The 14,605-nt window shown below is 52.4% G+C and carries 15 protein-coding genes and 5 tRNA genes; 5 read left to right on the top strand and 15 right to left on the bottom strand.

Annotated elements, in window-relative coordinates:
- Window positions 1–19: 19 nt before the first annotated feature.
- The 15 genes from luxS to mltB all read right to left on the bottom strand — a co-directional run bounded on the left by luxS (window position 20) and on the right by mltB (window position 11,175).
- Entirely contained in the window at window positions 20–535 is a 516-nt protein-coding gene (gene luxS / locus IB222_RS05290; RefSeq protein WP_003037312.1) for an S-ribosylhomocysteine lyase, read from the bottom strand.
- Between the two features lie 149 nt (window positions 536–684).
- Window positions 685–2,241, bottom strand: coding sequence for a glutamate--cysteine ligase (gshA, locus tag IB222_RS05285; RefSeq protein WP_008785615.1), 1,557 nt, complete (start codon window positions 2,239–2,241; stop codon window positions 685–687).
- Window positions 2,242–2,318: 77 nt separating this feature from the next.
- Window positions 2,319–2,747 (bottom strand): YqaA family protein, encoded by a 429-nt coding sequence (locus IB222_RS05280; protein WP_003825961.1) that lies wholly within the window; start codon window positions 2,745–2,747, stop codon window positions 2,319–2,321.
- Window positions 2,744–3,310, bottom strand: coding sequence for a fructose-1-phosphate/6-phosphogluconate phosphatase (gene yqaB, locus IB222_RS05275; protein WP_003825960.1), 567 nt, complete (start codon window positions 3,308–3,310; stop codon window positions 2,744–2,746). Before yqaB ends, IB222_RS05280 begins: the two co-directional genes overlap by 4 nt.
- A 252-nt stretch (window positions 3,311–3,562) precedes the next feature.
- A tRNA-Arg gene (locus IB222_RS05270) sits at window positions 3,563–3,639 on the bottom strand.
- Between the two features lie 60 nt (window positions 3,640–3,699).
- A tRNA-Arg gene (locus IB222_RS05265) sits at window positions 3,700–3,776 on the bottom strand.
- A gap of 60 nt (window positions 3,777–3,836) precedes the next feature.
- Window positions 3,837–3,913: transfer RNA gene (locus IB222_RS05260), tRNA-Arg, on the bottom strand.
- Window positions 3,914–3,973: 60 nt separating this feature from the next.
- Window positions 3,974–4,050: transfer RNA gene (locus IB222_RS05255), tRNA-Arg, on the bottom strand.
- A 3-nt stretch (window positions 4,051–4,053) separates the two neighbouring features.
- Window positions 4,054–4,146, bottom strand: a tRNA-Ser gene (locus tag IB222_RS05250).
- Window positions 4,147–4,482: 336 nt separating this feature from the next.
- On the bottom strand, window positions 4,483–4,668 hold the full coding sequence (csrA, locus tag IB222_RS05245; protein WP_000906486.1) for a carbon storage regulator CsrA: 186 nt from the start codon (window positions 4,666–4,668) through the stop codon (window positions 4,483–4,485).
- Window positions 4,669–4,906: 238 nt separating this feature from the next.
- Window positions 4,907–7,534, bottom strand: coding sequence for an alanine--tRNA ligase (gene alaS, locus IB222_RS05240; protein ID WP_003825959.1), 2,628 nt, complete (start codon window positions 7,532–7,534; stop codon window positions 4,907–4,909).
- A 128-nt stretch (window positions 7,535–7,662) separates the two neighbouring features.
- On the bottom strand, window positions 7,663–8,163 hold the full coding sequence (gene recX / locus IB222_RS05235) for a recombination regulator RecX (RefSeq protein WP_003825957.1): 501 nt from the start codon (window positions 8,161–8,163) through the stop codon (window positions 7,663–7,665).
- 86 nt (window positions 8,164–8,249) lie between these two features.
- Window positions 8,250–9,314 carry a recombinase RecA gene (recA, locus tag IB222_RS05230; protein WP_003037330.1) on the bottom strand — a complete coding sequence of 355 codons (1,065 nt, stop codon included), beginning with the start codon at window positions 9,312–9,314 and terminating at the stop codon, window positions 8,250–8,252.
- Between the two features lie 92 nt (window positions 9,315–9,406).
- Window positions 9,407–9,904 carry a nicotinamide-nucleotide amidase gene (gene pncC, locus IB222_RS05225; protein WP_148361563.1) on the bottom strand — a complete coding sequence of 166 codons (498 nt, stop codon included), beginning with the start codon at window positions 9,902–9,904 and terminating at the stop codon, window positions 9,407–9,409.
- 191 nt (window positions 9,905–10,095) lie between these two features.
- Window positions 10,096–11,175 carry a lytic murein transglycosylase B gene (gene mltB / locus IB222_RS05220; protein ID WP_003037336.1) on the bottom strand — a complete coding sequence of 360 codons (1,080 nt, stop codon included), beginning with the start codon at window positions 11,173–11,175 and terminating at the stop codon, window positions 10,096–10,098.
- A 264-nt stretch (window positions 11,176–11,439) separates the two neighbouring features.
- Between mltB and srlA the strand changes: the two genes are divergently transcribed.
- The 5 genes from srlA to gutM are packed head-to-tail and all read left to right on the top strand — an operon-like array spanning window position 11,440 to window position 14,559.
- On the top strand, window positions 11,440–12,003 hold the full coding sequence (srlA, locus tag IB222_RS05215; protein WP_003825953.1) for a PTS glucitol/sorbitol transporter subunit IIC: 564 nt from the start codon (window positions 11,440–11,442) through the stop codon (window positions 12,001–12,003).
- On the top strand, window positions 12,000–12,971 hold the full coding sequence (locus IB222_RS05210) for a PTS glucitol/sorbitol transporter subunit IIB (protein ID WP_148361562.1): 972 nt from the start codon (window positions 12,000–12,002) through the stop codon (window positions 12,969–12,971). Before srlA ends, IB222_RS05210 begins: the two co-directional genes overlap by 4 nt.
- A gap of 13 nt (window positions 12,972–12,984) precedes the next feature.
- Window positions 12,985–13,347 carry a PTS glucitol/sorbitol transporter subunit IIA gene (gene srlB, locus IB222_RS05205; protein ID WP_149384672.1) on the top strand — a complete coding sequence of 121 codons (363 nt, stop codon included), beginning with the start codon at window positions 12,985–12,987 and terminating at the stop codon, window positions 13,345–13,347.
- Between the two features lie 17 nt (window positions 13,348–13,364).
- A complete protein-coding gene (gene srlD, locus IB222_RS05200) occupies window positions 13,365–14,144 on the top strand; it encodes a sorbitol-6-phosphate dehydrogenase (protein ID WP_003037345.1) in 780 nt (259 codons plus the stop codon).
- Window positions 14,145–14,199: 55 nt separating this feature from the next.
- Window positions 14,200–14,559, top strand: a complete 360-nt coding sequence (gene gutM, locus IB222_RS05195) for a transcriptional regulator GutM (protein ID WP_003825941.1) — start codon at window positions 14,200–14,202, stop codon at window positions 14,557–14,559.
- Window positions 14,560–14,605 lie beyond the last annotated feature (46 nt).

Below are 14,605 nucleotides of genomic sequence, written 5' to 3'. Positions count from 1 at the left end.
GAACAGCTAATCAATAAGACTAAATATGCAGTTCCTGCAGTTTCTCTTTCGGTAGCGCCAGCTCTTCATTGCTGTTCACGCGTACATCACGCTCCAGAATATGACGCGCGATATCCTGTGCTTCGCTAAGAGAGTGCATCTGATACGTACCGCACTGGTAAACGTTCAGCTCCGGGATCTGGTTCTGATCCTGTACTTTCAGCACGTCCGCCATTGCCGCTTTCCACGCGTCGGCTACACGCTGTTCGTCCGGCGTACCAATCAGGCTCATGTAGAAGCCGGTACGGCATCCCATCGGAGAGATATCGATAATCTCAACGCCGTTACCGTTAAGGTGGTTACGCATAAAACCTGCAAACAGGTGTTCCAGCGTATGGATACCTTTCTCAGGCATCACTTCTTTGTTCGGAATGCAGAAACGCAGATCAAACACGGTGATTGCGTCGCCATGCGGGGTGTTCATCGTTTTTGCAACCCGGACCGCGGGAGCTTCCATCCGGGTGTGATCGACAGTAAAACTATCTAACAACGGCATTTAGCCACCTCCGATAAATTTTTTAAAAATAATCTGAACTCTTTGTTCCGGGGCGAGTCTGAGTATATGAAAGACGCGCATTTGTTATCATCATCCCTGTTTTCAGAGATGAAATTTTGGCCACTCCCGAGTGGCCTTTTTCTTTTGTATCAAGCGTGCTTTTCCAGCCACACACTAAACGGCTCAGTATCAGCCGCTTCGATCTCCTGCTGACGACGCTTTGAAGCCTCGGTTTCAGCAATAAATTCAGCTTCCTGCACTATTTCTAACGGCTCTTCACGCAGCAGATTTCGGTAAGCCTCACCCAGCGCTTTGCCCGTGCCGCCAATGCCTTCATCAATCATAGACCGTAGGATCCGGGCAGAGAAAGTCAGTTCAGGATTGTCAAAACAGGCAACCAGTTCATCACAGACCTTCTGATACTCCTCTCCCCCATCGATGCTGTCCAGCGTTTGTGCCACGCGTTTCAGATCGCGGAACAAATCTTTCCCAACCTTAGGCAGCGGGAACTGGGCTGTTTCACAGCCAATACCTAACGTCAGCCCAGGCTTACGCCCTTCGAGAATCACGCGATTCCAGTTTTTACGCGTACACAGCAATTCATCGCTACTCATTTCTGGGGCATCAGCCAGCGCACACCAGACCATAAACAGATCGAGGAAGCGCACCTGCTGCTCGTCCACGCCGATAGGCGAGAACGGATTGATATCCAGCGAGCGTACTTCGATGTACTCGATACCGCCACGCAGAAGCGCATCTGATGGCGTTTCTCCACGACGAGTGACGCGTTTCGGGCGAATAGGCGCATACAGCTCATTTTCAATCTGCAGAACGTTGCTGTTGATTTGCAGACGCTTACCGTCTTTCTCCAGACCGATCGCCGCGTACTCCTCGGAAGGCGTCTTAATCGCGCGCTTTAATCCTGCCACATACTCATGCAAATCGTTAAACGTAATTCCGAGATTGCTTTGCGACTTATTGGTATAGCCCAAGTCACTCAGGCGCAGCGACGTTGCGTACGGCAGGTAATACATCCCACAGTCGGTTTTTTCAAACGGCAGAGTTGTTGGTTTTCCTTGCAGGAATGAGGAACAAATGGCCGGAGAGGCACCAAACAAATACGGGATCACCCAACCAAAACGGTAGTAGTTGCGGATCAGACGGAAGTAGCCCGCGGAGATCTTCTCTTTAGCATCCTCACCTTCGGTTACACCGCATTTCGCCTGCCAGAAAGCCATAGGCAGCGAGAAGTTGTAGTGTACGCCCGAGATTGTCTGCATCAACGCGCCATAGCGGTTTTTGAGGCCTTCACGGTACAGCGTCTTCAGGCGACCGGTATTCGACGAACCATACTGCGCCAGTTCGATATCCTGACCTTCGGCAATATAGCAAGGCATGCTCAACGGCCACATACGCTCGTCGCCAAGGTTTCTGGCGGTATAACGATGTAAGTCGCGCATGAACGTGAGCATTTTCTCAATGTCGTCACCGGGTGGAGTAATGAACTCCAACAATGCTTCGGCAAAGTCAGTGGTTATCCACTTATGCGTTAGCGCTGAGCCTAACACCTCAGGATGGCCTGTCGTTGCTAATGACCCATCTGCATTAACACGCAGCGTTTCGCGCTCCAGACCACGTTGAATCCCCTTTAATGCCTGAGGATGGTTTTCCAGCCAGGCCAGCGCCTGTGATACGTCCGGGATCAAATTGACCTCCCGCCTGTCAAAATCGTTTTAATTAGCATAATGGTATTGGTTACCCTGAAGGCTATCCCACAACACAATTAGTGCCACCACATAATGCCTTGTGTCGTAACCGCTGCGACAACAACATAGCGCAGCGCCTTGCCAAGGCATAAGAAAAAGAGAACTGGGCCCCACGAGATGCGCATCCACCCGGCTAACAGGCACAGCAAATCCCCCACAACCGGCATCCAGCTTAATAATAGTGTGACAGCGCCATAGCGCCGCAGCCAGCCAGTGGCTTTTTCTTGCCAGCGCGATGTTTTACGCAATGGAAAGAAACGCCCAAGGATAACGTTAGTTAACCCTCCAAGGCTATTACCCATTGTTGCTGTTAAGACTAAGACCCAGGGATGACTGACCCCGGAGACCAACAAAGCAACCAGAACAACTTCCGAATTACCGGGTAATAGCGTGGCACTGAGAAAACTGCTGGCAAACAGTGACAGGAGCGACAGTCCATCACTCACAATAACCGGACATCCACGGCATCCATTCCCGCGGCATGCGCCGCCTGTATTCCAAAATCGGCATCTTCAAACACGACGCAACGAGCCGGAACAACCCCCATACGTTCGGCACAAAGCAAAAACGTATCAGGAGCCGGTTTATGGTGCTGTACGTGATCGGCTGCGACTACAGCATCAAAATAGCGACGCAGACCAAGGTGAGCGAGCAGCGCTTCTGCAATTGCGCTTTCACTACCCGTACCTACCGACATAGGACGACGACCATGCCAGGCTTTCACGACATCAACCAACGGCAAAGGCTGGACGCTATCCAGCAGCATGCTTCTCACCTTGTCGGTTTTTTCACGTGCCAGTGCATGAGGATCAAGATCGGCATGGTTCAATTCAATTACCGACTGCGCAATACGCCACGTTGGGGAGCCATTGAGGGCGACCATGGCATGTTCATCAAACCGTAGTCCATAATGCCCCAATACCTCATGCCACGCCTTACGATGCGTAGGCTCGGTATCCAGGATGGTACCATCCATATCAAAAATCAAACCCGCATAACGTTCGTACATCGTCTTCTCACAAGCCGAGTGACCAGACGTTATTTTATCGTAATTGATTGATTTTGTCGCTGACAGCGAATTGAGGGGTGTTCAGAGAGTATGTGGAAATGATTTAGAGGGAGGGAGAAGATGGTGCATCCGGGAGGATTACTCACTCGTGTTCGCCCTGCGGGCCGTTGCTGAAGCAACGTTATCCTCCCTGGTGCTCGCGATTATCTCGCAGACCATGAAACAACAGTTTCGCTGTTATTTAGGAGAAGATGGTGCATCCGGGAGGATTCGAACCTCCGACCGCTCGGTTCGTAGCCGAGTACTCTATCCAGCTGAGCTACGGATGCATCGGGAAACTTGCTTTACTGCCGATACTGATACCGTGATAATCGATATCAAGTAAGAGATGGTGCATCCGGGAGGATTCGAACCTCCGACCGCTCGGTTCGTAGCCGAGTACTCTATCCAGCTGAGCTACGGATGCATCGGAAAACTTGCTTTACTGCCGATATTGATATCATGACAAGCGATATCAAGTAAGAGATGGTGCATCCGGGAGGATTCGAACCTCCGACCGCTCGGTTCGTAGCCGAGTACTCTATCCAGCTGAGCTACGGATGCATCAGGGAAACTTACTTTACTGCAGATTTGATGTCGCTGCTAAAGCGCTATCAATTAATATGGTGCATCCGGGAGGATTCGAACCTCCGACCGCTCGGTTCGTAGCCGAGTACTCTATCCAGCTGAGCTACGGATGCAAATGGCGGTGAGGCGGGGATTCGAACCCCGGATGCAGCTTTTGACCGCATACTCCCTTAGCAGGGGAGCGCCTTCAGCCTCTCGGCCACCTCACCAACACGCCTCTTGCGAGTGCTTCGAAGAACTTGTTTCTGCTCATCGTCGCTGCGTGGCGCACATATTACTTTCTGGGACTTATAAGTCAAACAATTTTTCCAGAGCTTTTATCGTTTGCACATTTCACGCGCAATTAGTCTGCAAAAACGACAAAAAGAGTGTTTTATCAACAGATAAATTGGCAATTTCCTGAAGGAGTGAGCAAACGGAAACTTCGCAGGAAAAGGCATTACGCGCAGTGGAATCGAAAAAATGGGGAAGACGAAGAAGAAAAGAGAAGAAAAAGGGTCACTCAATCAGGTTGCGCCTCACCAGAGAGGTGAGACGCGAAAACCTTAGTAACTGGACTGCTGGGATTTTTCAGCCTGGATACGCTGGTAGATCTCTTCACGATGGACAGAAACTTCTTTCGGGGCGTTTACGCCAATGCGCACCTGGTTGCCCTTCACCCCTAAAACTGTCACGGTGACCTCATCGCCTATCATGAGGGTCTCACCAACTCGACGAGTCAGAATCAGCATTCTTTGCTCCTTGAAAGATTAAAAGAGTCGGGTCTCTCTGTATCCCGGCATTATCCATCATATAACGCCAAAAAGTAAGCGATGACAAACACCTAAGTGTAAGCAGTCACGGCATCACATTCTGTTAAACCTAAGTTTAGCCGATATACACAACTTCAACCTGACTTTATCGTTGTCGATAGCGTTGATACAAACGCTGCGGATTGAAGTCCGCAGCGTCGACTTACGCTTATAATTATTACAGTTTTGCGCTGACCCAGCCTTTCACACTGGCTAACGCTGCAGGCAGAGCCGCTGCATCCGTACCACCGGCTTGCGCCATGTCCGGACGACCGCCACCCTTGCCGCCGACCTGCTGAGCGACCATTCCAACCAGTTCCCCTGCTTTCACGCGATCTGTCACGTCCTTAGACACACCCGCAATCAGAGAAACCTTACCTTCCACTACCGTTGCCAGAACGATAACGGTAGACCCCAGTTGATTTTTCAGATCATCAACCATGGTACGCAACATTTTCGGCTCAACGTCCGCGAGTTCGCTGACCAGCAGCTTCACGCCGTTGATATCAACCGCTTTGCTGGAAAGATTTGCACTCTCCTGCGCCGCAGCCTGTTCCTTCAATTGCTGCAATTCTTTTTCCAGTTGACGTGTACGCTCCAGCACGGAACGAACTTTGTCACCAATATTCTGGCTATCGCCTTTCAGCAGCTGCGCAATATCGCTTAAGCGATCGCTCTCAGCATGCACGGTTTGGATAGCACCTTCACCGGTTACGGCTTCAATACGACGAACGCCTGCCGCAGTACCTGACTCGGACACAATGCGGAACAGACCGATATCACCTGTACGGCTGGCGTGAGTACCGCCACACAGTTCGGTAGAGAAATCACCCATGCTCAGAACGCGCACATGGTCGTCATATTTCTCGCCAAACAGTGCCATTGCGCCTTTGGCTTTTGCCGCTTCGAGATCCATGATGTTCGTTTCAATCGGCAAGTTGCGACGGATTTGCGCGTTCACCAGATCTTCAACGGCACGGATTTCAGCAGGCTTCATTGCCTCGGTATGAGAGAAGTCGAAGCGCAGCAGTTTATCGTTAACCAACGAGCCTTTCTGCGCCACATGCGTGCCCAGAACCTGGCGCAGCGCCGCGTGCATCAGGTGCGTTGCGGAGTGGTTCAAACGAATACGCGCACGACGGGCTTCATCCACATCAGCCTGTACCGCATCACCGATTTTCAGAGAACCCGCAGACAGCTTGCCAATGTGGCCAATGGCCTGACCATATTTCTGCGTGTCGCTAACGGCAAACGCGAAGCCTGCGCCTTTCAGCTCACCCTTGTCGCCAACCTGACCACCAGATTCCGCATAGAACGGAGTCTGATCCAGTACGACAACGGCATCCTGACCTGCGTTAATTGCGTCTACCGCTTTACCATCAACAAACAGCGCAGTCACTTTGCCGTTCAGTTCCAGGTGCTCGTAGCCTTTAAATTCAGAGGCGCCATCAACGCGAATCATTGCATTGTAGTCTGCGCCAAAACCGCTGGCTTCACGCGCACGACGGCGCTGTTCTTCCATTGCAGCTTCAAAGCCCGCTTCGTCAACCTTGATGTTACGCTCGCGGCAAACGTCTGCCGTCAGGTCAACCGGGAAACCGTAGGTGTCATACAGACGGAATGCGGTTTCACCATCCAGCGTATCGCCAGACAGTTTTGCCAGTTCTTCGTCCAGCAGCGCCAGACCACGCTCCAGAGTACGCGCAAACTGCTCTTCTTCGGTTTTCAGAACCTGTTCAACCATAGCCTGCTGACGCTTCAGTTCTTCACCTGCAGAGCCCATGACGTCCACCAACGGACCAACCAGCTTGTAGAAGAAGGTATCCTTCGCGCCCAGCATGTTGCCATGGCGTACCGCGCGACGAATGATACGGCGCAGCACATAGCCACGGTTTTCATTCGACGGGACAACGCCATCGGCAATCAGGAATGCACAGGAACGGATATGGTCGGCAATAACGCGCAGAGACTTGTTGCTCAGATCGGTTGCGCCAGTGACTTTCGCCACGGATTCGATCAATGAGCGGAACAGGTCGATTTCATAGTTGGAGTTAACGTGTTGCAGCACGGCCGCAATACGCTCCAGACCCATACCGGTATCCACGGACGGTTTCGGCAGCGGTTCCATGGTGCCGTCAGCCTGACGGTTGAACTGCATGAAGACGATGTTCCAGATCTCAATGTAGCGATCCCCATCTTCTTCTGCGCTTCCCGGAGGTCCACCCCAGATATGGTCGCCGTGGTCGTAGAAAATTTCTGTGCATGGACCGCAAGGACCGGTATCACCCATCTGCCAGAAGTTGTCTGAAGCATAAGCCGCACCTTTGTTATCACCGATACGGATGATACGTTCGCGCGGAATACCGACTTCTTTTTCCCAGATTTCATAGGCTTCATCGTCAGTTTCATAGACGGTTACCCACAGACGCTCTTTTGGCAGGGCAAACCAGTTTTCACCGGTCAGTAGTTCCCATGCATATTGAATAGCGTCGTGTTTGAAGTAATCGCCGAAGCTGAAGTTGCCCAGCATTTCGAAGAAAGTGTGGTGACGTGCAGTGTAACCGACGTTTTCCAGGTCATTGTGCTTACCGCCCGCACGTACACAACGCTGCGAGGTGGTTGCGCGGGAATAATTACGCTTGTCGAGGCCAAGGAAAACATCCTTGAACTGGTTCATCCCGGCGTTGGTAAACAACAAAGTAGGGTCATTGTTCGGTACCAGGGAGCTGCTGGCAACTACCTGGTGTCCTTTACTATGGAAAAAATCGAGAAACGCCTGACGGATCTCAGCGGTGCTCTTGCTCATAATTATCCTGAAGAAATCAAGCTAACGAAATGTCATTACCAGCATCGGCACGCAAACTGCGCCTCTGGCAATCGAAAAGTGGGAATAAGATAAGTTTTCTTTACTGGGAAGTAAAATCCCGTATGCGGTCAATCGTCAAAATTTCGCCATATTGCCTGAATATCTTCCATCAGATAGCCGCGATAGAGCAAAAAACGCTGGACCTTTATCTTATCTGAAAAATCGACAGGTAAAGGTTCACCGTACTTCCGAATGGCCTGCTCGCGTGCAAGCACTGCCCAGTCAACTTCGCACTCACGCATGGCCCGCTCGATAGCTTCACGTGCGATCCCTTTTTGGTTTAATTCCTGGCGCACTCGGGCTGGTCCATAACCTTTGCGGCTACGGCTGGCGATAAACTGCCGCACGAAACGATCATCATCCAGATAACGGCTTTCAATACACCAGGCGATGACCTTGTCGTAATCCTCCGGCGTGGCATCAATTTCTTCTGGTCCATTTTTCCCCATCACCGGAGCGGCCAGCTTGCGCCGCAGTTCCTGCTCGCTGTGGTCGCGCATCGCCAGAATACGTACGGCGCGGTCAAGCAGTCGGGAATAAGCAGAACGGCGGGAAGTTGCTTCTGTCATAGTAAGCCTTCAGAAATGAAAAAGGGCTGCATGATATGCAGCCCTTTACTATATGTGATTCACAACATGCGATTCAAAACAGATTATCAGAAATCTTCGTTCGTTTCTTTTACGTCTTCGCCGCTGTCATCAACGGAGAAATCAGGCGTTGAATCCTGGTTATTGAGCAGTAACTCACGTAATTTCTTCTCAATTTCTTTCGCAGTTGCCGGGTTCTCTTTCAGCCAGTTGGTCGCATTCGCTTTACCCTGACCGATTTTCTCACCGTTATAGCTGTACCATGCACCGGCTTTTTCAATCAGCTTCTCTTTCACGCCCAGGTCAACCAGTTCGCCGTAGAAGTTGATGCCTTCACCGTAAAGGATCTGGAATTCAGCCTGTTTGAACGGCGCTGCAATTTTGTTTTTCACAACCTTAACGCGAGTTTCGCTGCCGACCACGTTGTCGCCTTCTTTCACCGCGCCAATACGACGGATATCCAGACGAACAGACGCATAGAATTTCAGGGCGTTACCACCGGTGGTGGTTTCCGGGTTACCGAACATAACGCCAATCTTCATACGGATCTGGTTGATGAAAATCAGCAGCGTGTTGGACTGCTTCAGGTTACCGGCCAGCTTACGCATCGCCTGGCTCATCATACGCGCCGCAAGGCCCATGTGAGAGTCGCCAATCTCGCCTTCGATTTCTGCCTTCGGCGTCAATGCGGCAACGGAGTCGACAACGATAACGTCAACCGCACCGGAGCGCGCCAGCGCATCACAGATTTCCAGCGCTTGTTCACCGGTATCCGGCTGAGAACACAGCAGGTTGTCGATATCAACGCCAAGCTTACGGGCATAGACCGGATCCAGCGCGTGTTCCGCATCGATAAATGCACAGGTTTTACCTTCACGCTGCGCAGCGGCAATAACCTGCAGGGTCAGCGTTGTTTTACCGGAGGATTCAGGCCCGTAGATTTCGACGATACGGCCCATTGGCAAACCGCCCGCGCCCAAAGCAATATCCAGAGAAAGCGAACCGGTGGAGATAGTTTCCACATCCATGGAACGGTCTTCACCCAGGCGCATGATGGAGCCTTTACCGAATTGCTTTTCGATCTGACCCAGCGCTGCCGCCAACGCTTTCTGTTTGTTTTCGTCGATAGCCATTAATTACTCCTGTCATGCCGCTTTCGGGTTAAACCGCGAAACGTGATAGATAATGTTCTGTTGAGGCAATTATACTGTATGCTCATACAGTATCAAGTATTTTGTAGAAATTGTTGCCACAGGGTTTGTAACGCGTAGACGGTCGCCTGCCGACGTACCGCGTCGCGATCGCCGCTGAAGCATTCCCGACGCGTAATCCCCTCGCCGTTCGCGCTGGCAAAGGCGAACCATACGGTACCCACGGGCTTTTCTTCACTGCCACCATCCGGTCCCGCAATACCGCTTATCGAAACAGCGAAATGCGCGCGGGCAGCTTTTAGCGCGCCAATCGCCATCTCCACCACTACAGGCTCGCTCACCGCCCCATGCTGGGCCAGCGTCTCTTCGCGCACGCCAATCATCTGTGCTTTAGCTTCGTTGCTGTAGGTCACAAACCCACGTTCAAACCAGGCGGAGCTTCCAGCAATATCCGTAATCGCTTTAGCCACCCAGCCGCCGGTGCAGGATTCCGCCGTCGTAACGGTCGCCCCACGCGCTTTCAGCGCCAGGCCAACCTGCTCGCTTAACTGCATCAGTTCACTGTCAGTCATTTCAGCCTCTGTCAGTTAAAAAATATGCCGGACAAGATAGCACTTTCATAACCAATGTGGGGATGGAGAGAACGTTTTACGAGGGGGATTCCAAAAATTGCTCCGTTGCAGAAATAAGACCTGCCGGATGACGATGTCAGGGCATCTTATCCGGCCTACAAGCGATATCGTCCTGTAGGCCGGTGGAGCGGTTACTGCACGCGCGCCAGCGCGACCGCCTGACCCAGTTGCCACACGGCCATCGCGTAGTGGGTACTGTGGTTGTAGCGGGTGATGGTGTAGAAGTTCGGCAATCCATACCAGTACTGATAGCCGGTACCAATATCCAAGCGCAGCAGGCTGGCCTGCTGATGATTACCCAACGACTGCTGTGGCGTCAGACCCGCGGCAGCAAGCTGAGAAATGCTGTACTGGGTTTTAAAGCCGTTCGCCAGCCCTGGTGCCTGACCATTTGCCGGAACCGCGACCGTATCGCCTTTCACCCAGCCGTGGCCCTTGAAATAGTTCGCCACGCTACCGATGGCATCAACCGGATCCCACAGGTTAATGTGGCCATCACCATTAAAATCAACGGCATATTGTTTATAGGAAGACGGCATAAACTGGCCGTACCCCATCGCGCCGGCAAAAGAACCTTTCAAATCGAGCGGATCGTCGCTTTCATCTCGCGCCATCAGCAGGAAGGTTTCCAGTTCACCAGAGAAGTATTCCGCACGACGAGGATAGTTAAACGACAGCGTCGCCAGCGCATCCAGAATACGGGTTTTGCCCATCACGCGGCCCCAACGCGTTTCAACGCCGATAATGCCAACGATAATTTCCGGCGGAACACCATATACCTGCCACGCACGGTTCAGCGCATCTTCATATTGATTCCAGAAGGCTACGCCATTTTGCACGTTGTCAGGCGTGATGAACTGTTTGCGGTAGCGCAGCCATGCGCCGTTAGGACCGGCTGGCGGTTGAGTCGTCGGTGCCTGGCGGTCCATCAAACGCAATACCGAGTCCAGACGCTTGGCCTGCGACAGGATCTCCTGCAACTGCTGGCGGTCAAAGCCGTGCTTGTTCACCATTTTCTCGATGAACTGCTGCGCGTTCGGATTATTGGCAAAATCACCGCCCGTTTGCATGACGTTGTGCTGTGGCTCAAGCAGGAAGCCGCCGGATGGCGCCCCCGTAGTCGTTTGAGTCTCTGAAGGTTTAGGTTTGCTGCTACAGGCAGCGAGCAGTACGAAAAGGGGGAGTAACGCTACATAACGACGCTTGAACATGAGACATCCATTAAACAAATTCAGCCTGGGAGAAGTATGGTAAAGCATCCTCCTCCATACAAGGAAGTAGTAGTCACTCTCCTTCACAGAATTTCCCCCCTCTTGCCCCCCCGGCCGGCACATTTGCGATCTCTTACGCACAACCTTTCAAATTAAAATATTTATCTTTCATTTTGAGATCAAAATAACACTTTTAAATCTTTCGATCTGATTAAAATTAGTTACCGTTTGGCAAGATAACTAAAAACCCTACAGGAGAGAATAATGATCGACACCATCACACTCGGTGCTGAGTGGTTTATCGGGTTGTTCCAGAAAGGCGGAGAGGTCTTTACCGGCATGGTAACCGGTATTCTGCCTCTGCTGATCAGTCTGCTGGTCATCATGAATGCGCTAATTAACTTTATCGGTCAGCAGCGCATTGAACGTTTTGCCCAGCGCTGCGCCGGAAACCCGCTGTCCCGCTATCTGCTGCTGCCGTGCATCGGCACATTTGTGTTTTGTAACCCAATGACGCTGAGCCTGGGCCGCTTTATGCCAGAAAAGTACAAGCCCAGCTACTACGCCGCCGCCTCATACAGTTGCCATTCCATGAACGGCTTATTCCCACACATCAACCCTGGTGAACTGTTCGTCTATCTGGGGATCGCCAGCGGACTGACCACGCTGGGGCTTCCGCTTGGCCCGCTAGCGGTGAGCTATTTGCTGGTCGGTCTGGTGACCAACTTCTTCCGCGGCTGGGTGACTGATTTCACCACCGCCATCTTTGAGAAAAAAATGGGCATTCAACTTGAGCAGAAAGTGCATCTGGCGGGAGCAACATCATGACGCGTATTCGTATTGAAAAAGGCACCGGCGGCTGGGGCGGCCCGCTTGAACTAGATGCCGAACCGGGCAAGAACATTGTCTATATCACCGCCGGAACTCGCCCCGCAATAGTCGACAGGATAGCAAGCCTGACCGGTTGGCAGGCTATTGATGGCTTCAAAGAAGGCGAGCCGCCGGAGAACGAAATTGGTGTGGCGATCATCGACTGCGGCGGCACGCTGCGCTGTGGGATCTATCCCAAACGCCGTATACCGACGGTGAATATTCACGCTACTGGTAAATCCGGCCCGCTGGCTCAGTACATTGTCGAAGATATCTATGTCTCTGGCGTGAAAGAAGAAAACATCACGATTGTCGGCGATGCATCCGCTGCGCCGCAACCTGCCAGCAGCACTATCGGTCGCGATTACGACACCAGTAAAAAGATTACCGAACAAAGCGACGGCCTGTTGGCAAAAGTGGGAATGGGCATGGGTTCAGCCGTTGCGGTTCTGTTCCAGTCCGGGCGCGACACCATCGATACCGTCCTGAAAACTATTCTGCCATTTATGGCGTTCGTCTCGGCACTGATCGGCATCATTATGGCTTCGGGTCTGGGAGACTGGATTGCCCATGGACTCGCGCCGCTGGCCAGCCATCCGTTGGGACTGGTTACTCTGGCGCTGATCTGCTCTTTCCCGCTGCTGTCGCCTTTCCTCGGCCCCGGTGCGGTTATCGCCCAGGTTATCGGCGTGCTGATCGGTGTACAGATTGGTCTGGGGAACATTCCTCCGCATCTGGCGCTACCTGCCCTGTTCGCCATTAACGCCCAGGCTGCATGTGACTTTATTCCGGTTGGGTTGTCGCTGGCCGAAGCGCGTCAGGACACGGTCCGCGTCGGCGTGCCATCCGTACTGGTGAGCCGTTTTCTGACCGGCGCGCCTACCGTTCTCATCGCCTGGTTTGTTTCTGGCTTTATTTACCAATAAGGGGCACTCAAAAATGACCGTAATTTATCAAACCACCATTACCCGTATCGGCCAGAGCGCCCCGGATGCACTGTGCGACCAGATGCTGATTACCTTTCGTGAAGGCGCGCCAGCGGATATCGAAGAGTTTTGTTTCATCCATTGCCACGGGGAGCTGAACGGCTCTTTGCAAGCCGGGATCCAGTTTGAACTGGGCCAGCACCACTACCCGGTCACCGCCGTTGGCAGCGTTGCGGAACAAAACTTACGTGAACTCGGGCATATAACCCTGCGCTTTGACGGGCAGAGCGGAGCGGAATTCCCCGGCACTGTACACGTTGCGGGCCCCGTCCCGGACGGTATCGCCCCGGGCTGTATTTTGAAGTTTGTTGCTTAAGATTGAAGGAGATAAAAATGAATCAGGTTGCCGTTGTCATTGGTGGAGGCCAGACCCTGGGGGCATTCCTTTGCCGTGGGCTTGCGACAGAAGGATACCGCGTCGCGGTGGTGGATATTCAAAGCGATAAAGCTGCCAACGTCGCGCAAGAAATTAACGCCGAGTTTGGCGAAGGTACCGCGTACGGTTTTGGCGCAGATGCCACCAGCGAACAGAGCGTGCTGGCGCTGTCGCGCGGAGTGGATGAAATATTCGGTCGTGTCGATCTTCTGGTTTACAGCGCGGGTATCGCTAAAGCCGCGTTTATCAGCGACTTTCAGCTTGGGGATTTCGACCGCTCGCTGCAGGTCAATCTGGTCGGCTACTTCCTCTGTGCACGTGAATTTTCACGCCTGATGATCCGCGATGGCGTGCAGGGACGCATTATCCAGATCAACTCCAAATCAGGGAAAGTGGGCAGTAAACACAACTCAGGTTATAGCGCGGCAAAATTTGGCGGCGTGGGCCTAACCCAGTCGCTGGCGCTGGATCTGGCGGAATACGGGATTACCGTGCATTCGTTGATGCTCGGTAATCTGCTGAAATCACCGATGTTTCAGTCGTTATTGCCGCAATATGCGACCAAGCTTGGCCTTAAGCCAGACGAAGTTGAGCAGTATTACATTGATAAGGTTCCGCTCAAGCGCGGCTGCGATTATCAGGACGTACTGAACATGCTGCTGTTTTACGCCAGTCCAAAAGCCTCTTACTGCACCGGGCAGTCCATCAACGTGACCGGCGGTCAGGTGATGTTTTAATGTTGAATTGCCGGATGGCGGCTGCGCTTATCCGGCAAAATCAAAGGAGTACATAATGGTTTCCGCACTGATTACCGTCGCCGCTATCGCCTGGTGCCTGCAACTGGCGCTTGGTGGCTGGCAAATATCCCGCTTTAACCGGGCGTTTGATCAACTCTGCCAGCAAGGTCGGGTTGGTGTTGGTCGCTCCGGTGGGCGTTTTAAACCACGCGTGGTGGTAGCCATTGCGCTGGATGAGCAGCAACGGGTTACCGATACGTTATTTATGAAAGGTCTTACGGTATTCGCCAGACCCGGCAAAATTGCCACAATAATGGGCAAACATCTTGATGATTTACAGCCTGATGTGATCTTTCCCCATGATCCATTAGCGCAGAATGCACTATCATTGGCGCTTAAACTGAAACATGGGTAATTTCGTTGTGAATGCTAATAGCTTGCGAAATTATCATTTTGCAACC

The organism is Citrobacter sp. C13, assembly GCF_014596815.2.
Lineage (GTDB): Bacteria > Pseudomonadota > Gammaproteobacteria > Enterobacterales > Enterobacteriaceae > Citrobacter > Citrobacter portucalensis.
This window is presented reverse-complemented; position numbering and strand designations above follow the sequence as displayed.

What these genes read in the sequence shown, in the direction of transcription:
- srlA (WP_003825953.1), top strand. Translation starts at nt 11,440, where the DNA reads ATGATCGACACCATCACACTCGGTGCTGAGTGGTTTATCGGGTTGTTC.
- alaS (WP_003825959.1), bottom strand. Translation starts at nt 7,534, where the DNA reads ATGAGCAAGAGCACCGCTGAGATCCGTCAGGCGTTTCTCGATTTTTTC.
- srlD (WP_003037345.1), top strand. Translation starts at nt 13,365, where the DNA reads ATGAATCAGGTTGCCGTTGTCATTGGTGGAGGCCAGACCCTGGGGGCA.
- csrA (WP_000906486.1), bottom strand. Translation starts at nt 4,668, where the DNA reads ATGCTGATTCTGACTCGTCGAGTTGGTGAGACCCTCATGATAGGCGAT.
- srlB (WP_149384672.1), top strand. Translation starts at nt 12,985, where the DNA reads ATGACCGTAATTTATCAAACCACCATTACCCGTATCGGCCAGAGCGCC.
- luxS (WP_003037312.1), bottom strand. Translation starts at nt 535, where the DNA reads ATGCCGTTGTTAGATAGTTTTACTGTCGATCACACCCGGATGGAAGCT.
- yqaB (WP_003825960.1), bottom strand. Translation starts at nt 3,310, where the DNA reads ATGTACGAACGTTATGCGGGTTTGATTTTTGATATGGATGGTACCATC.
- mltB (WP_003037336.1), bottom strand. Translation starts at nt 11,175, where the DNA reads ATGTTCAAGCGTCGTTATGTAGCGTTACTCCCCCTTTTCGTACTGCTC.
- recA (WP_003037330.1), bottom strand. Translation starts at nt 9,314, where the DNA reads ATGGCTATCGACGAAAACAAACAGAAAGCGTTGGCGGCAGCGCTGGGT.
- recX (WP_003825957.1), bottom strand. Translation starts at nt 8,163, where the DNA reads ATGACAGAAGCAACTTCCCGCCGTTCTGCTTATTCCCGACTGCTTGAC.
- gutM (WP_003825941.1), top strand. Translation starts at nt 14,200, where the DNA reads ATGGTTTCCGCACTGATTACCGTCGCCGCTATCGCCTGGTGCCTGCAA.
- pncC (WP_148361563.1), bottom strand. Translation starts at nt 9,904, where the DNA reads ATGACTGACAGTGAACTGATGCAGTTAAGCGAGCAGGTTGGCCTGGCG.
- IB222_RS05210 (WP_148361562.1), top strand. Translation starts at nt 12,000, where the DNA reads ATGACGCGTATTCGTATTGAAAAAGGCACCGGCGGCTGGGGCGGCCCG.